The 26060-nt window shown below is 61.6% G+C and carries 19 protein-coding genes and 1 pseudogene; 10 read left to right on the forward strand and 10 right to left on the reverse strand.

Features of this window, described 5'->3' with window-relative positions; all coding sequences use genetic code 11:
* Window positions 1-28 precede the first annotated feature (28 nt).
* The gene (locus HQL44_05440) at window positions 29-994 is read right to left on the reverse strand and encodes a GDP-mannose 4,6-dehydratase (protein ID MBF0268014.1); all 966 of its coding nucleotides are present in this window, start codon (window positions 992-994) and stop codon (window positions 29-31) included.
* A gap of 75 nt (window positions 995-1069) precedes the next feature.
* Here HQL44_05440 and HQL44_05445 point away from each other — a divergent pair, with 75 nt between their 5' ends.
* Together HQL44_05445 and HQL44_05450 are read left to right on the forward strand one after the other, a co-directional pair.
* Complete coding sequence (locus HQL44_05445) at window positions 1070-2188, forward strand: glycosyltransferase family 4 protein (GenBank protein ID MBF0268015.1); 1119 nt, start codon at window positions 1070-1072, stop codon at window positions 2186-2188.
* A gap of 3 nt (window positions 2189-2191) precedes the next feature.
* The gene (locus HQL44_05450; protein ID MBF0268016.1) at window positions 2192-3439 is read left to right on the forward strand and encodes a glycosyltransferase family 4 protein; all 1248 of its coding nucleotides are present in this window, start codon (window positions 2192-2194) and stop codon (window positions 3437-3439) included.
* Window positions 3440-3454: 15 nt separating this feature from the next.
* Here the strand turns inward: HQL44_05450 and HQL44_05455 are convergent, their stop codons facing one another.
* On the reverse strand, window positions 3455-4576 hold the full coding sequence (locus HQL44_05455; GenBank protein ID MBF0268017.1) for a DegT/DnrJ/EryC1/StrS family aminotransferase: 1122 nt from the start codon (window positions 4574-4576) through the stop codon (window positions 3455-3457).
* Window positions 4577-4593: 17 nt separating this feature from the next.
* Entirely contained in the window at window positions 4594-5553 is a 960-nt protein-coding gene (locus tag HQL44_05460; protein ID MBF0268018.1) for a glycosyltransferase family 2 protein, read from the reverse strand.
* Window positions 5554-5623: 70 nt separating this feature from the next.
* Here HQL44_05460 and wecB point away from each other — a divergent pair, with 70 nt between their 5' ends.
* From wecB to HQL44_05495, 7 genes are read left to right on the forward strand one after another with little or no spacing between them, the layout of a single operon-like run.
* Window positions 5624-6721: a UDP-N-acetylglucosamine 2-epimerase (non-hydrolyzing) gene (gene wecB, locus HQL44_05465; protein MBF0268019.1), complete on the forward strand. Its 1098-nt coding sequence runs from the start codon at window positions 5624-5626 to the stop codon at window positions 6719-6721.
* The gene (locus tag HQL44_05470; protein ID MBF0268020.1) at window positions 6718-7941 is read left to right on the forward strand and encodes an O-antigen ligase family protein; all 1224 of its coding nucleotides are present in this window, start codon (window positions 6718-6720) and stop codon (window positions 7939-7941) included. Before wecB ends, HQL44_05470 begins: the two co-directional genes overlap by 4 nt.
* Window positions 7938-8930: a glycosyltransferase family 4 protein gene (locus tag HQL44_05475; GenBank protein ID MBF0268021.1), complete on the forward strand. Its 993-nt coding sequence runs from the start codon at window positions 7938-7940 to the stop codon at window positions 8928-8930. Before HQL44_05470 ends, HQL44_05475 begins: the two co-directional genes overlap by 4 nt.
* Window positions 8927-9874: an NAD-dependent epimerase/dehydratase family protein gene (locus HQL44_05480; protein ID MBF0268022.1), complete on the forward strand. Its 948-nt coding sequence runs from the start codon at window positions 8927-8929 to the stop codon at window positions 9872-9874. Before HQL44_05475 ends, HQL44_05480 begins: the two co-directional genes overlap by 4 nt.
* Before the next feature lie 32 nt (window positions 9875-9906).
* Entirely contained in the window at window positions 9907-11823 is a 1917-nt protein-coding gene (locus HQL44_05485) for a polysaccharide biosynthesis protein (GenBank protein ID MBF0268023.1), read from the forward strand.
* The gene (purH, locus tag HQL44_05490; protein MBF0268024.1) at window positions 11820-13397 is read left to right on the forward strand and encodes a bifunctional phosphoribosylaminoimidazolecarboxamide formyltransferase/IMP cyclohydrolase; all 1578 of its coding nucleotides are present in this window, start codon (window positions 11820-11822) and stop codon (window positions 13395-13397) included. The genes HQL44_05485 and purH overlap by 4 nt, the downstream gene beginning before the upstream one ends.
* 14 nt (window positions 13398-13411) lie before the next feature.
* The gene (locus HQL44_05495) at window positions 13412-13735 is read left to right on the forward strand and encodes a YbjQ family protein (GenBank protein MBF0268025.1); all 324 of its coding nucleotides are present in this window, start codon (window positions 13412-13414) and stop codon (window positions 13733-13735) included.
* Here HQL44_05495 and HQL44_05500 read toward each other — a convergent pair.
* Window positions 13732-18330 (reverse strand): NAD-glutamate dehydrogenase, encoded by a 4599-nt coding sequence (locus HQL44_05500; protein MBF0268026.1) that lies wholly within the window; start codon window positions 18328-18330, stop codon window positions 13732-13734. The genes HQL44_05495 and HQL44_05500 overlap by 4 nt on opposite strands.
* Before the next feature lie 100 nt (window positions 18331-18430).
* On the opposite strand from HQL44_05500, the gene HQL44_05505 reads away from it, so the two are divergent.
* The gene (locus HQL44_05505; protein ID MBF0268027.1) at window positions 18431-18754 is read left to right on the forward strand and encodes a hypothetical protein; all 324 of its coding nucleotides are present in this window, start codon (window positions 18431-18433) and stop codon (window positions 18752-18754) included.
* 7 nt (window positions 18755-18761) lie between these two features.
* Here HQL44_05505 and galE read toward each other — a convergent pair whose 3' ends face one another.
* From galE to HQL44_05535, 6 genes and pseudogenes are all read right to left on the reverse strand, one after another.
* Complete coding sequence (galE, locus tag HQL44_05510) at window positions 18762-19757, reverse strand: UDP-glucose 4-epimerase GalE (protein MBF0268028.1); 996 nt, start codon at window positions 19755-19757, stop codon at window positions 18762-18764.
* On the reverse strand, window positions 19754-21019 hold the full coding sequence (locus tag HQL44_05515) for a glycosyltransferase family 4 protein (GenBank protein MBF0268029.1): 1266 nt from the start codon (window positions 21017-21019) through the stop codon (window positions 19754-19756). Before HQL44_05515 ends, galE begins: the two co-directional genes overlap by 4 nt.
* A pseudogene (locus HQL44_05520) lies at window positions 21008-22129 on the reverse strand (glycosyltransferase family 4 protein). The gene HQL44_05515 and the pseudogene HQL44_05520 overlap by 12 nt, the downstream one beginning before the upstream one ends.
* Window positions 22130-22133: 4 nt before the next feature.
* Window positions 22134-24035 carry an asparagine synthase (glutamine-hydrolyzing) gene (gene asnB, locus HQL44_05525; GenBank protein MBF0268030.1) on the reverse strand — a complete coding sequence of 634 codons (1902 nt, stop codon included), beginning with the start codon at window positions 24033-24035 and terminating at the stop codon, window positions 22134-22136.
* Window positions 24036-24043: 8 nt separating this feature from the next.
* Window positions 24044-24892, reverse strand: a complete 849-nt coding sequence (locus HQL44_05530; protein ID MBF0268031.1) for a glycosyltransferase family 2 protein — start codon at window positions 24890-24892, stop codon at window positions 24044-24046.
* Window positions 24889-25986 carry a glycosyltransferase family 4 protein gene (locus HQL44_05535; GenBank protein ID MBF0268032.1) on the reverse strand — a complete coding sequence of 366 codons (1098 nt, stop codon included), beginning with the start codon at window positions 25984-25986 and terminating at the stop codon, window positions 24889-24891. Before HQL44_05535 ends, HQL44_05530 begins: the two co-directional genes overlap by 4 nt.
* Window positions 25987-26060: the final 74 nt, after the last annotated feature.

Raw genomic sequence — 26060 nt, forward strand, 5'->3', positions numbered from 1 at the left:
CCCCACGCGCCGTTGTCAGACCGTCGGCTCACTCTGGCTTTTCCATCGCGGCTTCGATCATCGTCTTGATGATGTCCTTCATCCGCATTTTTGCTTGCCAGCCCAGAAGCCGCCCGGCCTTGGAAGGATTGCCGACGCTGACGGCAAGGTCGCTGGGCCTGTACAAAGACGAATCCGTTTCGACGTGGTTGTGCCAATCCAGTCCTTCGCTACGGAAGGCTTCGGCAACGAATTCCTCCAGCGTGTGGCTTTCGCCGGTGGCAATGACGAAATCTTCAGGCCGCTCGAAAGCCAACATGCCAACCATCGCCTCGACATATTCTGGTCCCCAGCCCCAATCGCGCCTTACGTCCAGCCGTCCCAGTTTCAGCTTCTCTTGCGAACCGGCGGCGATGCGCGCGGCGGAATCGACGATCTTGCGGGTCACGAAGCGGGCTGGCCGCAAAGGAGATTCGTGGTTGAATAGAATGCCCGAGCAAGCGAACAGCCCGTATGCCTCACGGTAGTTCGCCACCTCCCAAAAGGCCGCCGCCTTTGCCACCGCATAGGGACTGCGGGGCCGAAACGGCGTTTCCTCGTCGGCGGGTCCATGCTCGGTATTTCCGAAGCATTCCGATGAACAGGCGTTGTAGAAGCGCAAGCCGCCCCCCAGCATGCGCATCGCCTCCAGGATGTTGAGAGTGCCGATGGCGTGGCTTTCCAACGTCTCGGCAGGCTGGCCGAAAGAAAGTCCAACCGAGCTTTGCCCGGCCAGATTATAGATTTCCGTGGGTTCGACGCGCGTGATGGCCTGAATGACGCTGCGAAAATCGGTCGGCACGGCGGAAAGCGTGCGCACATGCTGGCGGATTTCAAGTCGGGAAAGATTGGCGAATGTCGCCAACTCGGCATCTCTGGACGTGCCGTGAACCTCGTAGCCCTTGTCAAGCAGATGGCGAGCCAGATAGGCTCCGTCCTGCCCCGAAACGCCAAAGATCAAAGCCTTGCCGCTCATGCCGCTTTCCCTGGTTGCGATAAGGCTTTCATACGTTATCCTCTGCCGTTGCTCAACCTCTAAGAACCGAACGTCATGCCCAGCCTGAAGCAGATCGCCTTACCCGCAGCGCGCCGTGCGCTGGCCGGCGGATATTCGTGGGCCAGACGGTTGGGGCTCTACCATCCTAACGCGGCTCCTATTCACTATATTGCCGAAAAGACGGACTGGGTCATTCGGCAAGACGCCATTGCCTATCAGAACGCCATTGAGCGCCGCCATCCCGGCGCCGTCGTCGTGACGGATCGACCTGAGCGAGCCACCGGGCGCATCGCTCATTTCGCTTCGCAATTCATATGGCAAGCCTGGGCGCCCGCGCTAGACAAGGACACGCGCTGTCTGATCACTTATTTTCACGGCAAGCCCGAAGACGGGCCGGAAATGGCGCGCCACGTCGCCTTCTTTCTCGACCATCTAAACCGTCTTGAGCGAATCGTCACGGCCGCCAGCCGCATCGAAGCGCGCCTCCTGGAATGGGGCGTTCCGCGAGAAAAGCTTGTACGTGTGCCATTAGGGGTCGATTTTCAGAAATTTCGTCCCCCTTCCAGCGACGAGCGGCGCGAATTTCGCGCAAATTTCGGGATTCCAGAAGCGAGCCTTTGCATTGGCTCTTTCCAAAAGGATGGCGAGGGATGGGGCGACGGCATGGTGCCCAAGCTTATTAAGGGACCAGATCTCTTCGTCGAAACCGTCGGTCGCCTTGCGCGGCACTTTCCAGTTTTCGTTTTTCTGACCGGCCCGGCTCGCGGCTACGTCAAGCGGGGGCTGGAGGCTATCAACGTTCCCTACGTCCATCACAATCTGCCGCAAGCGGACATGGTTGCGGATGCCTTCCGAGCGCTCGACCTCTATATCGTCGCTTCGCGAGAGGAGGGCGGACCCAAGGCGGTGCTGGAAAGTTTGGCGTCTGGCGTCCCTCTGGTGACGACGCGCGTTGGCATGGCGCAGGACGTCGTTGAGGACGGCGTCAACGGCTTCTTGGTTGACAAACCAGACGCTGGGTTGCTTGCAGATCGGGCAGCGGCCCTTCTTTCCCAACCGGAACTTGCCAGCCGCCATGTCGAGCGAGGGCTATTGGACATCCGCCGCTTCGCGTGGGACATCGTCGCGGAACAGCTTTACGACCGCGCCTATCGCGGCTTGCTGGAACGCTAAGAAATGAATAACGGTCCGGTCCTCTTCCTGTTCAAGTCGGGGCGCAAGGCTAGATTGGCCGAGAACGGCCCGCGCGAATTTTTTTATGGCTTCACCGAAATGGCAAGGCTCGGCATCGAAGCCGAATTGCTGGAAGAGGATGATCTACCCTTGCCGTCCTTGGGCGGCGCGCTAGCGCATGATCGTTTAACTCCGGGTCACCCCGGTGACGCGGAATTAAACGTGAATCGTTCGCTAACACAAATTTCTAGTGCAGATTCACGCCTTCAATCAAAGCCGTTTATCGGCTTCGATTTCAGACGATCTGCTCTAGAGCGGCTGGCCACCCGCTTGCTGGATCCGCTGGCGGCATTGAACGCCGCCACCTTGGCCCGCCTTTCGACAAAGGAGACCTTGTCGAAACTAAACGCGGCGCAAGCCATCGTGGCTACGACGAACGCGCATGGCTTGGCGCTCGGTTTCTTGAAGTGGCGGGGACTGTTGGCCCCTCCCGTTTTGCTTCTGCCAATGGGCGTCTGGCCTTTGAAGGTCAACCCCCTGCGCCGCCGCTTGTTGGGGCGCTGGCTGCGCGAGTTGTCTTTGGCTCCGATTTCCAAGGCGGAAGCCGATTGGCTTAAAGCAAGGCTAGATCCCTTTTCTGATGTCTCGTATCTGCCCTTTGGAACGGACGTCGATTTTTGGTCTTCGCCGCAGGAGGAAGGCAGCGAAGACGACGGCGCTCTCGCTATTGGCAACGACCCGCATCGCGATTGGGCTTGCTTGTCGTCCGCCTGGATGCCGGATCTGCTTCCGCTGACGATTGTGACCCGCCGTCAGGTTCCGCCGGCGCAAGGAGCCGTTCGTGTGCTGGCTGGCGATTGGAATGAAAGACCCATTTCCGATTGCGGGATACGCGACCTTTATCACAGGTCTCGTTTCGTCATTATCCCCATCAAGGACACTATCCAGCCGTCGGGGCAAAGCGCCTGTTTACAAGCCATGAGCATGGGCAAGGCCGTGATTTTGTCCAGAATCGCCGGGCTTTGGGACAATGAACTTCTTAAGGACGGGGAGACCTGCCTGCTGGTCCCGCCGGGCGATGCCCAGGCCCTGGCCCAGGCGGTGCGTCGGTTGCAGGCCGATCCAGGTTTGGTTTCAAGATTGGGCACGACGGCCAGGGAAATCGTGAAGCGTCGTTTTACAATTGAGCGCATGGGCGAAGCGCTGGCGGCTAAGCTCCATGTCTTGCTGGCGCAGGCGCCGACCCGTTAGGGCACATGGGAAGGGTCAGACCGAGGACCGAATTGCCGCGACAATCCTGTCTTGAACCATTTCATCCAGGTAGGGATGCATCGGCAGACTAAGAACCTCGGCGGACAGTTTCTCGCAAACCCTTAATCCCGCCGGATCAGCCGGAAAGTTCCGATACGCCGTTTGCAGATGCAGCGGCGTTGGATAATAAATCGCCGTCGGAATGCCTGATTCCTTCAGGCTTTTGGCCAAACGGTCACGATCAGGATGTTTGATGGTATATTGCGCCCAAGCTGACTGGTGGCCAGACGGTATGGCTTGCGTTTCGACAACGCCTGCCAACTTGCGGACGTATCGCTCGGCGACGATCTGACGGCGTGCCATTTCATCTTCCAGAATGGCCAATTTCTCAATCAGGATGGCCGCCTGCAGCGTGTCGAGGCGGCTGTTCTGGCCGATGCGAACATTGTCGTATTTGTCACGGCCCTTTCCATGAACGCGCAGCGAGCGCAAAATCTCGGCGAGCGCATCGTCGTCGGTCAGGATGGCGCCGCCGTCCCCATAGCATCCCAAGGGTTTGGCGGGGAAAAAACTCGTCGTCGTTATCGGAGCTAGGCCGCCGACACGTTTGCCATGCTGCATGCCTCCGAAGCTTTGAGCGGCGTCTGATAGGATCGTCATGCCCTCACGTTCCGCCAGCGCCGCGATGGCGGCATAGTCGGCGGGCAAGCCAAATAGATCAACGGGAATGATGGCGCGCGGCTTCAGGCTGAACTTGCGGGCAAAAGCAATGGACCGCTCCAGGCTGCCGGGATCGATGTTAAAGGTCTGGGGGTCAACATCGACCAGAACGGGCGTCGCCCCAACGAGAACCGGAGCCTCTGCCGTTGCTACGAACGTAAATGATGGTACCAGCACGGCATCGCCCGGACCAATCCCCAGGGCCATCAGAGCCAGCACCAGGGCATCGGTGCCGTTGGCGCAAGTTACCGCATGCTGGACGCCGGCGTAGGCCGCCAGTTCTTTTTCGAACTGTTTGACCTCGGGTCCCATGATGAACTGGCCATGCTCGAGCACGCGCATTATGGCGCTTTCAATGCGTCCCGCTATACGGTTGCGCTGGGCATTCAAATCGATAAATTCTATACGCTCATTCATTTCTTAAGATCCTTACTTCATTTCTCGATCCCGTGCGTCGAGCGCACGATCCAAAGAGGGCGGCCCTTCACTTCATTGAAAACACGCCCGATATAGTCGCCCAGGATGCCCAGCGTCAAAAGCTGCATGCCGCCCAAAAACAGCATGATGATCAGAATCGATTCGTAGCCGGGAATGTCCACTCCGAACAGCAGCGTCCTGATCACGCGAAACACGATGTATATGAAGGCCAGGGCGGCGATGGCGCCGCCGACATAGCTCCAGACGCGCAAGGGGAAGGTTGAAAACGAGGTCAGCCCATCCAGCGCAAAGCTAAACAGTTTCAGGAACCCCCATTTGGTGCCGCCCGCCATCCTTTCGCCTTGCTCGTAGGGAATGCCGGTCTGGCGAAAGCCGACCCAGGCGAAAATGCCCTTCATGAAGCGCGAGCGTTCGGGCATGCGGTTGATGACGTCCACCACCTTGCGGTCCATCAGGCGAAAATCGCCCGCCTCGCGGGGCAGGGGCACTTCGGCCAGGTTTTCGAAGACCCAATAGAAGACCCTGGCGAACAGGCGCGACGCCAGGCTCTGCCCCACCCTGGCGTGACGCACGGCATAGACCACGTCAAAGCCCTCGCGCCACTTCTCCAACATCTGAAGAATCGCTTCCGGCGGATGCTGCAAATCGGCATCCATGGGAATGACCGCGTCGCCTTTGGTGTGCGCCAGCCCACAAGACAGAGCCAGCTCCTTGCCGAAATTGCGCGACAGGTCCACCACCTTGATGCGTCCATCGGCCTTGTGCGCCGCTAGAAGCCGGGCCAAAGTGTCGTCCCTGGACCCATCATTGACGCAAACCACCTCCCAGGCCATGCCCAGCCGGTCCAGCATGGCCGTTAGTTTTGCGAACAAAGCCTCGACATTCGGCCCTTCGTTGTAAAAGGGCACGACGATGGACAGCAGGGGTGACGGCGGAACTTGGGTCATGGCGCTCATTTCTGTTAGTGATTGTGGCCCGAGAAAGGCGCTGTTGTCGAGACCCCTCGAATTGGGGTATTGCAAACCCATGATCAGAAAATCGGTCCTGTGCGTGGTGGGCGCCCGTCCCAACTACATGAAAGTCGCCCCCATCTTGGCCGCGATGGGCGATGGCGCCCTGACAGGCCGCCTTGTGCATACCGGCCAGCATTACGACAAGGCGATGAACGACGATTTCTTCGCCGACCTTAAAATACCGGAACCCGAGGCCAATCTGGGCGTGGGGTCAGGCAGCCACGCCCAGCAGACGGCAGACGTCATGATGCGGTTCGAACCCGTGCTGGACGCCAACCGCCCCGATTGCGTACTGGTGGTGGGAGACGTCAATTCGACCCTGGCCTGCGCCCTGGTCGCCGTAAAGAAGGCCATCCCCGTCGTTCATGTCGAGGCGGGGCTGCGCAGCTACGACCGCGCCATGCCCGAAGAGATCAACCGGGTGCTGACCGACCAGATCTGCGACCTTCTCTTCACCACCGAGAAAGACGCCCTGACCAATCTGACACGCGAGGGGATCGATCCCAAGCGGGTTCACTTCGTGGGCAATGTCATGATCGACAGCCTGCTGTGGAATCTGAAGCGCGCCGTGCCCGCCCAGGAAACCCTGAACGGCTTTGCACCCCAGGGCTTCGGGCTGGTCACGCTGCACCGCCCCTCGAATGTCGATGACCCCATCATTCTGGCCCGTCTGTTCAAGACCCTGGCGGAAATTTCCCAGAGCCTGCCCTTGGTTTTTCCCATTCACCCGCGCACGAAGGCGCAGGCGGAACGGTTGGGGCTTCTTGAGGGAAATGGGCATATCCGCTTCCTGCCGCCCCTGGGTTATCTCAACCTGCTTGGCCTGCTGAGGGAATCACGCTTGGTCCTGACCGATTCGGGTGGGCTGCAGGAAGAAAGCACGGCGCTGGGCGTGGCCTGCCTGACCCTGCGCGAGAATACCGAGCGCCCCGTCACCATCACCGAAGGCACCAATACGCTGGTCGGCAACGATCCTGATCGCATTCTTGCCGCCTTCCATGACGTTATGCAAAAGGGCGGCAAACGGGGCCGCGTGCCCGACCTATGGGATGGACAGGCCGCCACGCGCATCGTCTCGGTCTTGTCCAGTTGGCTGGGCGCTTGCGCATGAACCGCTGGGGCGCCGCTTTGTTCGGCCTGCTGTCCGCCTTGCCGGTTCTCATCGCCCTGCACATGGCCAGGGGCGTCGCCCCGCTTTTTTCCCTGCTGGGCCTTGCCGCGCTGGCCTTGCATCTTTGGCCCCAGCGTCAAAGGCTGCGTTTGGAAGCGCCCTATTTGTGGCTGATGACAGGGCTGTGCCTATGGGCCTTGGCCAGCGCCTTATGGGCTTTTGACCCAGTGGCCAACGGCTTTGGCGCCCTGCGGCTGGGCCTGCTGATGTTGGCCGGTCTTTTGCTGGTTTCCCTGGCGGGCGGGATGACTGCGGATCAATCCCGCCTGTTTTGTAGGACCTTCGTTGTTGCCTATGCGGCCATCGCCCTGCTGATCGCCTTCGACTTGGCTTCGGGCATGCCGGTGACGCGCGCCTCTTACGCCTTGCGCGGCATGTTCCCCCAAGACGACTTCGATTTCAGCCACGACACCAAAAACCGAGCTGTTCTGCTGGCTTTGCTGCTGCCGCCGGCCTTCCTGGCGGCTAGGCGCGAATGGGGATTAAAGACCTCCCTGCCTCTGGCCTGTTTGGCCCTTCTTCTGATCCTGCTGCACCATTCCGAGACGTCTCTTTTGTGCGTGATCGGCATGGCCGCCGCCGCTCCGCTGGCTTTTTGGCGGCCCAAGCCCCTGCTGTGGGCCGGGCTTCTCGGCCTGGGCCTGCTTTTCGCCCTGCCGCCGCTCTTGCATGGAAACATGCTGACGGCGCGCGAGATCGCGCGGCAGTTTCCCGACACGTCCAAATCGCTGCTGGCCCGCTTTATCATTTGGGAATACGCCGCCGAACGCATTCGAGAAAAACCCCTGGCCGGTCTGGGCTTTGACGCCGCCCGCGAGATCGGCGGGCGCGAACCGATGCGCCATTACGATTTCGACCCTTTTCCCGATGGCGCGACCTACCGGCCCTTGATGGAACCCATCCCCTTGCACACCCATAACGGGGTTATCCAACTGTGGTTGGAACTGGGCGCGGTCGGGGCCGTCCTGGGCGGATTGCTCCTTGCCTTGGCCTGGAGGGGCGGACTTCGCAAGGCCGATCCCTGGCAGCGGGCGGGATCGGCGGCTTTGTTCATGGCGGCCATGGCCCCCATGCTGTCCAGCTATGGCCTGTTCCAGAATTGGTGGGTGGGTTCGGTCTGGATCGCCATCGCGGCCCTGCAAGCGCAGGATGCGGCATGATCGCAAGCATTCTCTCCCATAGCATCTTGCCTCTGGCCGTTTTCCTGGCCAGCGCCGCCTGCGTGCGGCTTTTGCAGCGCTGGCTGATCCGCAAGGCCATCCTTGATCTGCCCAACGAAAGGTCCAGCCACAGCGTGCCGACACCCAGGGGCGGCGGGCTGGCGGTGATGGCCGTGGTGCTGGCGGTCTGGTCGATGCTGGGCCTGCAACTGGGCGCTCCCCAGGAACTATGGATCGTGATTCCAGCCGCCTTGCTGCTGATGGGCCTGTCTTGGATCGATGATCGCAAGGGACTTTCCCCCCTGATCCGTCTGGCGGTTCAGGCCGTGGCCGTGGGTATTGGGCTGCTGGCTTTGCCCGCCGGTCCGGTCTTTCAAGACGGGCTGCCCTGGTGGCTGGACCGCACCCTGGCAGGCCTAGCTTGGCTGTGGTTCGTCAATCTATTCAATTTCATGGACGGCATCGACGGCATTTCGGGCGTCGAAACCATCGCCATCGGCACAGGCGTCGCCCTGCTGGTCGAGATGTGCGCCCTGCATCCCGACCTGTATGATTTGGCCCTGGTCCTGGTTGCCGTCGCCTTGGGCTTTTTGGTCTGGAACTGGCACCCCGCCAAGATCTTCCTGGGCGATGTGGGCAGCGTTCCCCTGGGATTTTTGTTGGGCTGGCTGCTGTTGACCCTGGCGGCCCTAGGTCTGTGGGCGCCCGCCCTTCTTCTGCCCGCTTATTATTTGGCCGACGCCACCATCACCCTATTCAAGCGCGCCCTTCGGCGCGAAAAAATCTGGCAGGCCCATCGCAGCCATTTTTATCAGCAGGCCGTTCAGGCCGGAAACAGCCATGCGCGGGTCGCCAGTTGGATCGGCTTGGCCAATTTTCTGCTGATCGGCCTAGCCTTGCTCAGCCTTGAAAAGCCCGTGCCCGCACTGGTGGCCGGTCTGCTGGTCGTCGGCCTGCTGCTGGCCCTGTTGGGCCGGAAACGCCCATGAGCAAGGGAGCCGTTCTCGTCACCGGCGCCAACGGCTTTGTGGGCCGCGCAGTTTGCCGCCATTTGCGGGAAAATGGCTGGCCCGTTCTGGCCGCCGTTCGACCGGGCCGCCCGGTTCCCGAGGGCTGCGAGGCCAGAATCGCCCCCGATCTTTCACCAGACGCCGACTGGCGGGCCGCGCTGGCCGGGGCTTCCTATGTCATCCACAGCGCCGCCCGCGTGCATCAGATGGGCGAATCGCCTGAATTAGCCTGGGAAGCGCATCGCAAAGCCAACCTTGACGGCACCCTGACCCTGGCCCGACAAGCAGCCGAAGCCGGGGTGAAGCGCTTCGTTTTCGTCAGCACCGCCAAGGTGATGGGCGAGCACAATCCGCCAGATCATCCCTTTGCCGATCAAGACCCGCCCAACCCGCAGGACCCCTACGCCCATTCGAAATGGCAGGCGGAACAAGCACTTCTGGCTTTGCCTGGGCTTGAAACGGCGATCTTGCGCCCGCCCCTGGTTTACGGGGCTGGGGCGACAGCCAATCTGGAATCCCTAATGCGGCTGATCATGAAGGGGGTGCCCCTGCCCTTTGGTGGGGTCGACAATCGGCGCAGCCTAGTTTCCGCCAGCAATCTGGCGCATGCCCTGGCTTTGCTGCTGATCCACCCCGCCGCCGCAGGTAAATCATTTTTGGTCAAAGACTTAGATGTTTCCACCCCCGGCCTGATCCGTCAATTGGCTCAGGCGCTGGATCGCCCTGCCCGCCTGCTTTTCGTCCCTGTGGGCTTGCTGACTTGGGGGGCGCGCCTGCTTGGCAAGCGCGATCTGGCCGAGCGAGTCCTGGGATCGCTGGAAATCGATGACTCGCATCTGCGCCAGACCCTGGGCTGGACCCCGGCCTTCGATCCCGCCCAGGAAATGGCCCGCATGGCCAAGGCCTTCACCCAGGACTTGTAACCAAGCAACCAAGCCGCCACAATGCGCCGCCCATGAAAGCCTTTGCCCTCAACCGCGGACATTTCGTCTATCTGCATGACATCGTCATGGCGGGGCTGTCCTTTTTTCTGGCTCTGTATCTGCGACTGGGCGACGAGGTCTGGGAGCGGGCCTATCTATGGAACGGCATCGCCATGTTCGCGGGCGTGGCCGCCGTCGTCTTTTGGTCGATGCGTCTTTATGGCGGCGTCTGGCGCTATGCCTCGCTCAATGATCTGATCGCCATCGCCAAGGCGGCCACGCTGAGCGTTCTGATCTTCCTGCCGCTTCTGTTTCTGGTGTCGCGTCTGGAGGGCCTGCCGCGCTCGATCGTTTTCATCAACTGGTTCACCTTGATGGCCCTGCTGGGCGGGCCGCGCTTTTTCTACCGCCTGCTGAAGGACCGCCATATCAGCCTGAAGATGGAACAGGCCAGGGACGGCGCGCGCAAGGTTCCCGTGTTGCTGCTGGGGGCTGGCGACGAGGCCGAGCTGTTCATCCGCGCCATGAGCCGGGGCGAGGGCGCCGAATATCAGGTGCTGGGCATCGTGTCGCTGTCCGGCACTCGGATCGGGCGCGCCATTCACGGCATCGAGGTGCTGGGATCATTGGAAGAGCTGGCGCTGATCAGCCAGCGCCTGACGGGGCAGGGCACGAAGCCGCAGCGGTTGATCCTGACCAAGGACGATCTTGAGCCGCCCGTACTGCGCCAACTTCTGGAGACCAGCGAACAGCTGGGCATGGCGCTGGCCCGTCTGCCCAGGCTGACCGACTTCAAGGACGGCGCCCAGGACCGCATCGAATTGCAGCCCGTGGCGCTGGAAGATCTGCTGGGCCGCCCGCAAGCGGTGCTGGATCGCGCCGCCATGCAAGGCCTGATCGCCAATAAGCGCGTGCTGGTGACCGGGTCAGGCGGCTCGATCGGCCAGGAACTGGTGCGCCAAATCGCCGGCCTGTCGCCCGCAACAATTATTCTGCTCGATAATTCCGAATTCAACCTGTACGCCATCGATCTTGAACTGGGCGAAAGCTGGCCCAGCCTGCCCCGCAGCGCTTTGATCGCCGATGTGCGAGACAGCCAGCGCCTGCAATCGATCTTCCTGGCCGTCAGGCCCGATCTGGTTTTTCACGCTGCCGCCCTGAAACATGTGCCGATGGTCGAGGCCAATCCTTCCGAAGGCGCGTTCACCAACGCCATCGGCACCCGGAACATGGCCCAGGCCTGTCGTCTGGCGAGCGTTCAGGTGATGGTGACCATCTCGACCGACAAGGCGGTCAATCCAACCAACATCATGGGAGCCACCAAGCGCTTGGCGGAAAGCTATTGCCAAGCACTCGACCTGGCGCATCGCCACAACGGCCCGGCCACCCGTTTCGTGACGGTGCGCTTTGGCAATGTGCTGGGATCGACCGGCTCGGTGGTGCCTTTGTTCCAGCGCCAGCTTGCCAAGGGCGGCCCCTTGACCGTAACGCATCCAGACGTCACGCGCTTTTTCATGACCATCCGGGAAGCGGTGGAGCTGATCTTGATGGCCTCGGCCCTGGGGGCGGCGCACGATTCCTATCGCGGACGCATTTTCGTGCTCGACATGGGCGAGCCGGTGAAAATCATCGATCTGGCCCGCCAGATGATCCGCTTGGCCGGAAAACGTCCGGACAAGGATGTCGAGATCAGAATCACCGGCCTGCGCCCGGGCGAAAAGCTGTATGAAGAGGTGCTGCACGAGGCCGAGCCGACGCTGCCCACCGAACAGGCGGGCATTCTGGTCGCCGACCCGCGCCATACCGACGCCGATCAGTTGGAGGAATCGCTTTCCTTGCTTGAATCCGCCTGCCAAAAAGGCGATGACGAGAAGGCGCGCCAGCTTGTCATTTCGCTCGTTCCAGAATACAGAGAACCCGACCATCATTCCAAGGAGACCTTGCCGTGACCGCCACCCCCATCCGCCGCGCCCTGCTTAGCGTTTCCGACAAGACCGGCCTGATCGAGTTCGGAAAATTTCTGGCCGCAAGCAAGGTGGAGATCCTGTCCACCGGCGGCACGGCCAAGGCGCTGCGCGAGGCTGGCGTTCCCGTCAAGGACGTGTCGGAACATACCGGCTTTCCCGAAATGCTGGATGGTCGCGTTAAAACCCTGCATCCCATGGTGCATGGCGGCCTTCTGGGCATTCGCGGCAACGCCACCCATGAAGGCGAGATGGCCAAGCACAACATCACCAACATCGATCTGCTGGTCGTTAATCTTTATCCGTTCGAAGCCACGGTGGCCAAGGGCGCCGATTTCGAAACCTGCATCGAGAATATCGACATCGGCGGCCCGGCCATGATCCGCTCGGCCTCCAAAAACCACGAAGCGGTGACGGTGGTGGTCGATGCTTCTGATTACGACGCCGTCAAGGAAGCGATGACCGCCAATCAGGGCGCCACTACGCATGAACTGCGCCGCAAATTGGCCGCCAAGGCCTTCGCCCGCACCGGCGCCTACGATGCCGCCATCTCGCAATGGTTCGCAGGCCAGTTGGGCGACACTTTCCCGACACGCATGGTCGTAGCCGGGGAACTGAAGCAAACGCTGCGCTACGGCGAGAATCCGCATCAGGACGCCGCCTTCTACGTCAATGCGCAGGCCCGGCCCGGCGTCGCTACCGCCAAGCAACTGCAGGGCAAGGAATTGTCCTACAACAATCTGAACGACACCGACGCCGCCTTCGAGCTGGTCAGCGAATTCGACGGTCCCGCCGTCGCCATCATCAAACACGCCAATCCCTGTGGCGTCGCCCTGGGCGGCAATCTGCTGGAAGCCTATAAAAAGGCCCTGATTTGCGATCCGACCAGCGCGTTCGGCGGCATCGTGGCCGTCAACCGCCCGCTCGACGGACCCACCGCTGAGGAAATCGCCAAGCTGTTCACCGAAGTGGTGATCGCCCCCGAAGCCGACGAAGCGGCCATCGCCGCCTTCGCCGCCAAGAAGAATCTGCGCTTGCTGGTCACCGGCGCCATGGCCGACCCCAAGGCTTTGGGCATGACGCTGAAATCGCTGGCGGGCGGCTACCTTTTGCAAAGCCGTGACGCCGGGCGCGTCATGCCCGCCGATCTTAAGGTGGTGACCAAGCGCGCGCCTACTGCCCAGGAAATGGAAGACCTGTTGTTCGCCTTCCGCGTCTGCAAGCATGTGAAGTCGAACGCCATCGTCTATTGCAAGAACGGCAGCACGGTGGGCATTGGCGCGGGCCAGATGAGCCGCGTCGATTCGGCCAGAATCGCCGCCTGGAAATCAGCCGAAGCGGCCAAGTCGGCAGGTGTCGCCGAACCGCTGGCCAAGGGTTCGGTGGTGGCGTCCGACGCCTTCTTCCCCTTCGCCGACGGCTTGCTGGCCGCCGCCGAGGCGGGTGCTACGGCGGTCATTCAGCCGGGCGGCTCGATGCGCGACGACGAAGTGATCAAGGCCGCCGACGAAAAGGGCCTGGCCATGGTCATGACCGGCATGCGCCACTTTAGGCATTAACGGAGAAACGTCCCATGATCGTCACCACCACGGATTCAATCGAAGGCAAGAAGGTCACCGCCTATCTTGGACTGGTAACCGGCGAGGCGGTTCAGGGCACCAACTTGTTCAAGGACCTGTTCGCGGGCATCCGCGACATCGTGGGCGGGCGCTCGGGGGCTTACGAAAACGAATTGCGCAAGGCCAAGGATACGGCTCTGGCGGAAATGACCGAGGAAGCCAAGGCTCTGGGCGCCGACGCCGTGGTCGGCGTCGATCTTGATTATCAGGCCATCGGCGGGGATTCGAAAACCCTGCTCATGGTCAGCGTCAACGGCACGGCGGTCAAGCTGGGTTAGCTTTCCAGCGCCGTCCTGAGCTGTCTGGCCACCAGGGCCAAGGCAGCCAGTTCGATCGGTTCCTGGGCCTTCACTTCGCTGGTCAGGGAATCGATTCGGGCGGTTTGCGCCTGATGCGACTTCAGCCAAGCGTCAAGGCCGCCCGCCTTCAGCACGCGCACCGTCAGGTCGCGCTGGCATTGATGCAGCTCTTCGATCACCGCGAAGCGCGCCAGACGCTGCCAGTGGCTGCCACCGGTCAGAATCTCGGCGGCGCGCTTAAAGCCGCCCAGCGAGAATCTGGCGCCGACGCCGAAATAGGCCTTGGCTACTTGGTCCGGCTTCTTTCTTGAGACGTCGGCGGCGGCCGCGACATCGGACACCGCCGCCATCAAAATCAGATTGGCGACTTTCGAGGCCAAGCCCAGTGGCGCTCCCAAGGCTACGAAACTTTTCACCCGCTCATCCATCGGCTTTTTCGCCTCGTCATCGAGCAGACTGGGCAGAAGCGGCATCAATTCGCGCGCCATGCCGCCGAGGCGCTTGACGCAAGCGGCCAAGTCCAATTTTTCCTGGGCGCGCAAGACACCTGCCGCCACCCGCTCGGCCAGCCGGTTGATCTCGGCCAGCAGCGCATATTGCGCGCGCGCCGGAATGGCGCCCGAGCCGATCACCTCGTCCCACAAATCCCGCAACCCGAAACTGTCGCGCACCACCAGATAGGCGGTGGCAGCTTCAATGGGCGATGCGCCCGTGCGCTCCATCAGTTGAACCGCGAAGGTGGGACCCAACCGGTTGACCAGCGAATTGACGACGTGGGTAGCCAGAATTTCCCGCCTTAACGGATGCTTGAAGACGGCCTCGGGGAAACGGCGCGCCACCTGCGGCGGAAAACAGCCCAGCAGCTCGCCCTCCAACGCCGGATCGTCGGGCAGGCCGCTCATCAGAACCTCGTTCTTCAACCAGATCTTACCATGCGCCAACAGCTCGGCCAGCTCGGGGCGGGTCAATCCCTGGCCCTTGGCTTGGCGCTCCGAAAAGTCTTCCTCATCGGGCAAGCCCGCCAACTTGCGGCTGAGAATCCCCTGTTTTTCCAGATGGCGAATCAGGCGGATCTGCGCATCCAACAAGTCAAGCCCCTGATCTTCCGACAAGGACAGGGACAGGGTTTGCAAGCGATTGTCGCGCAGCACCAGTTCGGCCACGCCATTCGTCATCTCTTGAAGCATCCGGTCGCGCCGGGCAGGGGTCAGTTTTCGCTGGGCGACGCAGGCATCGAGCAAAATCTTGATATTGACCTCGTGATCCGACGTGTCCACGCCCGCCGAATTGTCGATGGCGTCGGTATTAAGCCGCCCGCCCAGAAGCGCGAAGGCCACGCGCCCCGCCTGGGTAACGCCCAGATTGGCCCCTTCGCCGATCACCTTCACCTGCAATTCTTCGGCATCGACGCGCACCGCGTCATTGGCACGGTCGCCGACCTCGGCATTGTTCTCAACCCCCGCCTTCACATATGTGCCGATGCCGCCGAACCAAAGAAGATCGGCCTTCGCCCTCAGCAACGCCTTCACCAGATCGGCAGGCGCTAGGCTTGCGGCCCTTACCCCCAGCATCTCTTGAATCTCTGGCGTCAGCTTGACCGATTTGGCCGTTCTTTCAAAGACGCCGCCGCCCTGCGAGATCAGCTTGGCGTCGTAATCGGCCCAGCTGGAACGCGCCAGAGCGAACAATCGGCTTCTTTCCTTGAAGGACTTTTCTGTGTCGGGATCGGGATCGAGAAAGATGTGCCGATGATCGAAGGCGCCCACCAGCTTGATGGTTTTCGAGCGCAAAAGGCCGTTGCCAAAGACGTCGCCCGACATGTCGCCGACGCCGATCACGCGGATGACGTCTTGCTCGGGATCGGTTCCCATTTCACAGAAATGGCGCTTCACCGAGATCCAAGCGCCCCTTGCGGTGATGCCCATCCCCTTGTGGTCGTAGCCTTTCGATCCACCCGAGGCGAAGGCGTCGCCCAGCCAGAAGCCCTGCTCTTGCGAAATGGCGTTGGCGATGTCGGAAAAGCTGGCCGTGCCTTTGTCGGCGGCCACCACCAGATAGGGATCGTCCTGGTCCAGGCGCAAGATGCCCTGGGGAGGCACGCAGCGGCCAGCAACCAGATTGTCGGTAAGCTCCAGCAACGATCCGATGAACAGCTTGTAGCAGGCGATGCCCTCGGCCTGCATCGCGTCCCGCCCGCCCAGTTTGGGGGCTTGGCGCAAGACAAAACCTCCCTTGGCCCCCACCGGCACGATCACCGTATTCTTCACCGTCTGCGCTTTCATCAGGCCCAGAATTTCGGTGCGGAAATCCTCGGGCCGATCCGACCAGCGAATGCCGCCCCTGGCCACCTTGCCGCCGCGCAGATGAATGCCCTCGACCCTTGGACTGTGGACCCAAATTTCCGCCCAGGGCTTGGGATCGGGCAGGCCCTCGACCAAATGACTGCGTATCTTGAAAGCCAGAACGGAGGAGCTCTTGAAATAATTGGTGCGCAGAATGGCCTCGATCAGATTGAGCAGGCGGCGCAGAACGCGGTCTTCGCTGGCATTGGCCACGCCATCCAGATAATCCGCCAATCGTTTGGCGATCTGGGCCGCGTCTTGCGGCTTTTGCCCAGGCTGAAGACGCGCTTGGAACAAAGCCACCAGATCGGACGCCGCCTTGGGATGCGCCTCCAGCGTGCCGGCCATATAGGCCAGACTGACCGGACTGCCCACCTGGGTCAGATAGCGGGACAGGGCGCGCAGCAACCCCGCCTGACGCCAATCAAGGCCCGCCGCACCGATCAGCCGGTTGAAGGAATCGTCATCGGTCTCGCCGCGCCAGACGGCCAGGAATCCTTGGGCGACATGGGCGGCCAGCACGGGATCGGGCGCGTGCTGGCGCTCCACCTCGAAAACATGCAGCCAAACATCCGGGCCATCGGTGGGTTTCAGGCGGAACGGCGTTTCGCTCAAGACCGTGAAGCCCAAATTTTCAAGCCGGGGCAATACCAGCGACAAGGGAACCATGGTCTGCAGGCGGGCCAGCTTGAACAAGCTGCGCCCACCCTGTTCTTCCAAGGCCGCCACGATGTCGGCCCCTTGCAGCAAGGCTTCGGCGCGGTCGATGTCGGCAAGTGCTGTCTCGGCCGCGACCGCTTCGCGATAGGCGGCGGGGAAGGCCTTGGCGTAACCCAGATAACGTCGCCGCCCTTCCTTGTCGCCCAGCGCCGACAACAAATGCTCGGACAATTCCTCGTTCCAGCCCCTGGCCGCACGGGCCAAGCGCGCTTCCAACTGCCGCTCGTCGATGGCAGGGCTGCCAGGCGGCCTAGTCACCACCAGATGCAAACGGGCCAGGGGAGAATCGTTCACCAGCACCGTCTGGCCGATAACCTGGCCCTTGGCCGCTTCCTCGATCAAGGCCTGCAGCGTCAAGCGCAAATGCGTGTCATAGCCCTCGCGGGGCACATAGACGAGGGCTTGGACGAAGCGGTTGAAATCGTCTTGCAGCAAAAACAAGGCCACGCGGGCGCGGGTTTGCAAATCCAGCACGCCCTGGGTCAGGCGGATCAGACTGTTCGTGTCGGACTGAAACAAGGCGTCGCGCGGCAGGGTTTCAAGAATATTGTTCAGCAAGCGGCCGTTGTGGCTGAAGGGATCGAAGGCGAAATGGTCCTGCACCTCCTTGACCTTGCGTCTGGCCCAGGGCAGCGACGCCACTTCACCGGCATAGGCGTCGGCGGTCAGAAGGCCCAGGAACACGTCCAACTTGCCCTCGCCCGCCGGAACCCCGATCAGATCCAGCAGGGCCGGGCGATGCACGATTGATTTGCGGTTGGCCTTGGTGATGAACAGCCAATGCCGGTCCGCCCCCGCCGCCAGGGCCTGGGTATCGAAATGCCCGCCCGCACCCCTTGCCAGCAGGCCCAAACCCCTGCCGGACGGCACAAGGCGGCCCTGGCGCTTTGCGAAGCGGCCATAGCCCATCAACGTGAAATGGCCACCTTCGATCCATTCCAGAAAGGTCTTGGCCTCGGGATCCGATTGCCTGGCGGCCGCGCCAAACACTTTCTGGCGCATGGCGAACCAGTCGCCCACCACTTGGCCGACCTGCCGCAATACGCCGCCCAGCTCTTCAGCAATCGATGCCTGGGCGGCTTCGGCCAGAGGGTCGCGCAAGATGAATTGCATCCAAGATTCGCCCGGCGCTTCAAGGTCGTGCAAGGTTTTAACGCGCCCCCGGCCATCGCGGCGAACCTTCACCACCGGATGCGCCACCCGTTTGATGTCGATCTCTCTGGCGCCAAGCGCCATCGACACCGAAGCCAGCAGGAACGGCATGTCGGGATGGACGATCTCGATGCCGGTCATGCCGCCCGGTTCCTGAAAGATGCGCACCATGCCGCCGACCGGCAGGGGCTTGTGCGCGGTTTCATAAAGCGAGGCGATCAGCTTGGCTTCAAGGGCGGGCGTCAGGCGGTCGGAATCGGCCAGACCATCCAGATAATCCCCCGCTAACTTGGCGGCAGCCTGCCCGAGACGCCGCGACAGCAGCTTTTGCGCCGCCTTTTTCCATTCCTGCCTGGTCATGTCCACACCCCGCCGAAAGCCTGTGATGAATCATCTAGGCAATCCGAGCTTAATCGCCTAGTGTTTGAATATAAATAGGTTCCGATAGGGAGATGGAGCCATGGCAAACGGCTCGGCAGAATTGGGCGAAGGCTATTTTCAAGGCTCGAGCGAACCGTCGGCCCCGAATGACGGCCAGAACCGTTCGTCGTGGCAGAACAGCCATCCCGTCAATATCCGCTTTACGCTTCCCCTGCCGCATCGGCGCATCTACGTCACCGTCGTCTGCGGCACCGAAAAGCGCGCCCCCGACCGCCGACAGGTCGATCGCGACGAACATCCGATCCTGACCTTCGGCAATTTCCTGTTCGTGCTGGGGGTGGGCGCCGCCATTTACATGGCGGGGCTGATCGGCCTGTTCCTGTACGGATCTTTCTTCGGCTAAGGCAGAATCAGGAATCCGAGAATTTCTGCTTGCGCTGGCCCTCCCAGGCCAGGGCGGAACGGACGATCTCGTCTAGCGAGTCATGTTTGGGAACCCATCCCAATTTCTTTCGGATCAGGTCGGCATCCGAAATCACGATGGAGCTGTCGCCGGCGCGCCTGGGTCCCTCCACGACATTAAGCGGCTTGCCGCTTGCCTTTTCGACGGCGCGCACCACCTCGCGCACCGACGTTGCCCTGCCGTAGCCGACGTTCAAGGTGAGGTTCTCGCCGCCCGCTTCCAGATGGCCGAGTGCGGCCAGATGCGCATCGACCAGATCGGTGACATGGATGTAGTCGCGCAGGCAGGTGCCGTCCGGCGTCGGATAATCAGTGCCGTGGATTTCCATGCCGGACCTGCTTCCTTGCGCGACTTCGCAAGCCACGCGAATCAGATGGGTCGATTGCGGGCCGCATTGTCCGCTACGCCCCTTAGGGTCGGCCCCGGCCACGTTGAAATAGCGCAAGATGACATGGCGAAGCCCAAACGCCTCTCCCGCCGCCCGGATCAGATTCTCGGCTGCCAGCTTGGATGCGCCATATGGATTGCAGGGCTGTGTTGCGTCGCTTTCGACGCAAGGCATGTTTCGGCCCTCGCCATACACCGCCGCCGTCGAACTGAAGATCAAGCGTCCGATCCCCTCCGCCTTGCAGGCGTCGAGCAGGCTTTTCGTGCCATCCGTGTTGACCGACCAGTACAGCTCCGGCTCGCGCACGGACTCCTCAACCGCGATCTTGCCCGCGAAATGCAGAACCTCGCGGCAATCATGGGCTTTAATCGTTTCCCTCAGCTTGGCGGTGTCTCGAATGTCGCCCACCGCCAGCGCAACGCCAGCGGGCAACAATTCTTTGCGCCCGGTGGACAGGTCGTCATACACGACGGCTTCACGCCCGCATTCTTGCAAGGCGAGAACCATGTGGCTGCCGATGTATCCGGCACCGCCGGTAACCAGAATGGGCGTCATGACTTTCCCGTCACGCGATTTAGAACCGCCATCATCTCCTCGGCCTGACGCTCGCGGCTGTGCAGCGGCGCCGAGGCCAAGCTGCGCTCGGCCAATTGACCGCGCAAGCCTGCGTCGTTTTTAAGGCGAAGCGCTGCCTCTGCCAACGCTTTTGGATCGCCTGCGGGAACCCAAAGTCCGGCCCGATCTTCGAGCACGATGGCGCTGGCCTCGCCTTCGGGTGCGGCCAGAAGAATGGGCAGCCCCATACCCATGGCCTCGAAAATCTTGGAGGGAATCACTTCGGCAAAGGCCTCGGCGTTTTTCAGATGAACCAGCGCAACGTCAAGCAGGCTCCAAATGACCGGCATGGCGTCCTTGGGCTGGGCGGGCATGAAGACCACATTGGTCAATCCCCTAGCCTTGGCGGCATCAATCAACATCTGGCGCTCGGCCCCGGCGCCGACCAATAAAAACGCCAAGCCCGTTTCATTCTTCAGAATCTCGGCGGCATCAAGCACATTGATCAGGCCATGCGCCATGCCGTGCGTGCCGACATAGCCAAGGACGAATTTGCCATCAAGGCCCCATTGCCTGGCCAGATCGAGATCGCGCGCCCTGGGCGCATAGCGGGGCAGATCGACGCCGTTGCGCACGACATCGATCTTTTCAGATATGATGCCGCGCTCTTCCAGGTCGCGCTTGAAGGCGTGGGTCAGGGCCACCACCGCCGCCGAGCGGCGGTAAAGGAACAACTCCATCCTTTCCATGAGCCGAAGCGCCAAAGGCGCCTTCATGGCGCCCACGGCGATGATCGAGCGCGGCCAGAGATCTCCCAGCTCGAAGACAAACGGACTTAACCTGAAGACGCCCAGCATCCAACCGCAAATGGCGGCGAAGAACTGTGGCGAGGTCGCCACCACCACATCGGGCTTGCGCTCGAAGAGTCCCGCGAAGAATGCGCTGACCATGAAACTTAGAAAATCCAGCGTCCTTAGCATCACGCCTTCATTGGCGGTGATGAACGTCTTGACCCGCACCACCCGGATGCCAGCCATGGTCTCCACCTGATGCCAGCGATTCTCATAACCCTGGAAAATCCGCCCCGTTGGAAAATTGGGCGCCGAGGTCAGCACGGTGACGCGATGGCCCCACTTCACCCAATAACAGGCGCGTTCGAAAACGCGCGTCGCGGCGGCATTGGTCTCGGGCGGAAAATTATCCGCCACGAACAGAATGTCGAGGCCTTTGTCGTCAGAGCGGGCAGAGCGCGTCTTGACCACTTGCTTGTAAAGATCAAGATGTTGCGAAATGACCAGTTCATCGCGAAAGTCCTGCTCGGCTTGGCACCGCGCTGCCTGACCAAACCGTTTTCTCAGCTGGGCGTCTAGGGCTAAGCGCTCCAGGGCCAGGGCCAGCGCCTGCACATCGCGCGAGGGCACCAGGAACCCGTTTTCTCCCTCGCGAACCACTTCCTTGCAGCCCGGCACATCGGTCGCCACGATGGGGCGGGCGCAAGCCGCAGCCTCAAGCAGGCTTTTCGGCAAACCCTCGCGCCTGGAAGGAAGGCAGGCGATGTGCGCCCGCTTCCAAACGTCACGCACATCTTCGACATAACCCATCCACTCGATTCCCGGATCGTCGTTCCAGGCCTTGAGCTGCTGGATGGGGATCGAAGCGGGATTGTCGGGGTCGGGATCGCCCGCCAGCAGCAGCCGCAAGGGAACGCCCTTGCGGCGCAGCAGTTGCACCGCCTCGACAAGATTGTGAACGCCCTTGTCCCACAGCATGCGCGCCACGATGGCGACGGTGATCTCGCCCTCCGGCTCGGACAGACTCGTGAAATGGCGGATATCGACGCCCGAGCCGCGAATCAGCGTAACATGCTGGCGCTCGACGATTCCCAAATCCTGCAACAGAGCAAGATCGTCTTCGTTTTGCAAAATCAGCGAGGTGCGCTTGTTGTTGAGCAGCAGGCGCAGGAAGGTTTGGATAAAAGGCCTTAGAATCCGGGCATGCGTGCTGGACGAGGTGAAGACATAGCCCATGCCCGCCACCGCGTTCACCACACCCGGCAGACCCGCGATCATCGCGGCCAATGATCCGAACAGCATCGGCTTCAACGCCACGTGATGCACGATGTCGGGGCGCTCCTGGCGATAGATGCGCACCAATTCGGCCAGCGTCTTCAATTCCTGCCAGGGACTTCCGAATCTGCGGCGCATGCGGATGGGGATCAGCTTGAATCCCTCGGCCTCGATAAGATGTCCATGTGACTGGACGCGCGTCGCCACGACTACCTTGAAACCCGCCGCCCTGGCCGCCTTGGCGATTTCCAGTCGGTGCGAACAAAAGTACCAATCTTCGGTGACGAGATAGAGCAGCTTGGGCATGCGGCTAGCGTTCCTCGCGCCAGGACTGGAACATAAGCAAGGACCACAGGGCATGGTGGCGCTTGCGCCGTCCCGTCTGATGATCCGCCCACCAGCCATCGATGACGCGCGCATCGAACAGGCCGCTGCTCTTGGCGCGGCCCAAAAGATCGCCCGCCCAGTCCTTCAATGAACCCTTCAGCCACTCATCGATGGGAACGGCGAAGCCCTGTTTGGGACGACCTTCGAACAAATGGGCGGGCAGACGCTTTTGCAAAATTCGGCGCAGCAACGCCTTGCCCTGGCCGTCCTGAAAGCGCTGATGCGGGCCTTGCGCAAAAGCCAGGGGGATCAGCCGATGGTCCAAAAGCGGCACGCGCACTTCCAACCCGCAGGCCATGCTGGCGCGGTCAACCTTGGTCAGGATGTCGCCGGGCAGATAGTGGCGGATGTCTTTAAGCTGCATAAGGTCCAGCGGATGAAGATCCAAGTCCGAGATGGTTGACGGAGGCACAGGGTAGGGGCTGGCCTTCGTCATGGCAAGCGGGCTTTCCCCTTCTAGAAGCCCTTGCCCAAGCAAGCAATCATAAGCCGCATCAAGCGTGCGCAAGGGCAGAATCGCCGCCAGTTTTTGCATCTTCTCGGCCAACAGTTTTTGGCCCGAGAACGTCCCCAGCGCCCCCCAGACGCCATGTGGCAGGGCCAGGGCCAGTCCGGCCAGCGCTTGGCGCATCGGTCCAGGGATCATTTGCAGCCTTGGCCAATCTTGAAACGCGAAACGATGGCGGTTGTAGCCTGCGAAGAGTTCGTCGCCGCCGTCGCCCGACAAGACCACCTTGACCTTTTGCCTTGCAAAACGCGAGATCAAAACCGCGGGGATTTGCGACGAGTCGGCGAAAGGCTCGTCATAGATCCGCGCCAGTTCGGGCACGATGGACAGCGCGTCGCAAGCGGTCAGCCGTTGCTCGTGATGGCGAAACCCCAGATGATCGGCGATTCGCTTGGCGTAACCGCTTTCGTCATAGCCCGTCTCGTCGAAGGCGACGGTAAAACTGTCCAGCCCGTCCCCCGCCCTGGCGGCCAGATGGCTGGCGACGGTGGAGGAATCGATGCCGCCCGACAGGAACACGCCGATGGGCACGTCGGACACCGTCTGACGCCCGATGGCGTCTTGCAGCAAGGCCTCGGTTTCCTCGGCCAGACCGTCCTGCCCAACCGATCCTTGGCGGGCCACGCCCGCCCGGATGGCGGTTGCAGCATCCCACCAGCGATGGATCGCGGGTTCCTGTCCCGGCGTCAGCGTCAGAAGCGATCCCGGTTCCAGCTTCCTGGCCGCCTTCCAGATCGACAAGGGATCCGGCACATAACCCAGGCGCAGCAGGGCCGCCAGCGCCTCCTCGTCCAGATCGCGGCTGAAATTCGTATCGGCGCAAAGTGCGCGCAGCTCGGAAGCGAACAGAAAATCTTGCCCGCCCTTAGCCCAATAAAGCGGTTTGATGCCGAAACGGTCGCGGGCCAGGGTCAGGGTTTTGCTTTCGCGGTCCCAAAGGGCGAAGGCGAACATGCCGTTGGCGGCTTCAAGCGTCTGGGCTAGGCCAAAGGCCGCGCAATGTTCCAGCAAAATCTCGGTGTCGGACGTGCCCCGCCACATCCGGCCCGGCAGGGCAGCCTTCAACTCGTCGGCATTGTAAAGTTCGCCATTGTAGGTGATGGCGAAACGCTGGCAGGCCGAGATCATGGGCTGCGCGCCCGCAGGTGTCAGATCGCGGATGGACAGGCGGGCATGGCCCAGCGCGACGCCGTTCAGCGGATCGCTCCAAACGCCGCTGCCATCGGGACCGCGATGACCTATCGCCGCCGTCATGGCTTTAATCCGCGCCTCAAGCTGGCGAGGGTCCTGGCTGAGCAATCCCGCAATGCCGCACATTTTGCCCCCTAGCCCGCGCGCCTGGCCGCCGAGAAACCCAGCAGCCATGCATAGAGCGCGTTGAACCAGGCATCTGGCAACAGCCGATGAGCGACCAGCAGCCCCAGCAAGAAGATCGCCGGATAGGGAAGAGGTGCGGCGTCGCAGGCCCGTTTCATTTTCATCAGGGACGCCAAGCGATAGAGACCGGGATGCTTTTGCTGAATGGCCCGCCACAACTGGGCGTGCCTGCTTCTGGACACGCTGTTCAGCATGCCGCCCGCCCGAACGCGGTAAACGAACAAGGGCTTGTCGATGGCGGCGGCGCGCTGGCCTTGCGCAATCAGGCGGATGTTGAATTCCCAATCCTCATAGCCCAGACGGAAGGTTTCATCATAGCCGCCCGCTTTTTCCCAGACGCTTTTTCGCATCAACAGGCAGTAGGGCAATTGGTTGAGAAAAAGTTGGGCGAAGGGATTGAAGCATTTTTTCGTCTCGCCTTGCAGATCGCCGGTCAGGCGCATCTGCGCGAAGACGAAGCCAACGTCCGGGTGATTTTGCAAGGCGTTCAGCCCATCGGCCAGAAAGGACGGTTCCAGACAATCGTCGCAATCGAGCGGCAATAAATACGTCCCTCTCGCCGCCCGCATGCCATGATTGCGCGCTGAGGGCAATCCCTTGTTGTCTTGACGGATTTGGCGAATATGCCTGGGCAGGCTTTGCAGATAGGCGAGCGTTTTCGCATCCGTGCTGCCGTCGTCAACCAAGATGACTTCAAAATCCTTGAAGGTCTGACGCTCGAGCGAGGCCAGGGTTTCGGGCAAGTCCGCGCCGCCGTTGTAGCAAGGGATCACGATGCTGACGACTGGCTCGCTCATGTCCGCTCCAGCAAGTCTTGAAATACCCGCCGATGGCGCTCGATCCAGGCGTCGAAACTGAAATGTGCCTGGGCGCGGCTTCGCGCCAACGGCGACAAGGTTGCGCGCTCTGCCGCCGCCTTCAGCATGGCCTTCGCCACCGCGTCGGCGCTGGGAATCAAGGGCTTGTCCCAATCCTCGCCGGTTTCGATGGCGATGCCCGCCTCAGCCGCCAACTCCGGCACGCCGCCGGATGTCGGATGGATGATGGGCAGGCCCGCAGCCATCGCTTCGAGAACGCCCGTCGGGCAGGCGTCTTGATGGGTCAGCGTCAGATAGGCCTGGGCCGAGCGATAAAGGCCGGGCGCTTGCGCTTGCGAATAAGGGCCGGGCAACAACACGAAATTTTGCAGCGACTGACGGTCGATGATCACCTGGGCTTGGCGTTTGACTTCGTCGTCCAGAATGCCGGCCACGATCAGCCCGGCATGCAATCCAAGCCCACGGGCCAGCGCAAGCCCCTCTAGGGCCTGGGTGACACGATAGGCTTGATGCGCGTCGATTTTGCCGGTGACGAGAAACAGAAACGGCGACGATTCTTGCTCTGCGGCTGGCGTGAAAGCGTCGATGTCGACGGCGTTGTACAAAATCTCCCAGCCCGCGGGGCGCGGACCCAGAAATTTCAGGGAGGCGCGGCGGCAAAATTCGCTTTGGTAAAAGACATGGTCGGCCCATTCATGGGCGATCGCCATTTGCAGATTGCGCGCCCGCCAATCGCCAGCAAACCAGGCCCGATAGAACACGCCGTTCTGATTGAGCGCCGTCTTGACGCCCGCCTTGCGCAAGCGCTTAAAGGACGCAGGCGACAGATAAGGAGCGTTGCTGAGCAGATAGGCCAGATTGAAATGACGCTTTGCCGGCGGAAAGATCGCCGCCAGCTTGGCCAGCTTCAGGGCAGGCCCACCCGCCGCTCCCGCCCTGGCCCCGCCATACCAAAGGCAGGGGGCAGCGCCTTGGCGCAAGGCTGGCGGCAGGCCCATCGTCCGCCAATTGACCCCCAGGCGATAAGCGCAGGCCCCCAGGCGGCGCCAGACCGGATCGGGTCTGGCGCTCATGTCCTGTCAGTCCGCAAGGGTTTGGTCTTCATGGGGCGGCATCATAGAGCGGCTTGACGCCGGAAAGAATCGGC

The sequence above is a fragment of the Alphaproteobacteria bacterium genome (genome assembly GCA_015231795.1).
Lineage (GTDB): Bacteria > Pseudomonadota > Alphaproteobacteria > Rhodospirillales > WMHbin7 > WMHbin7.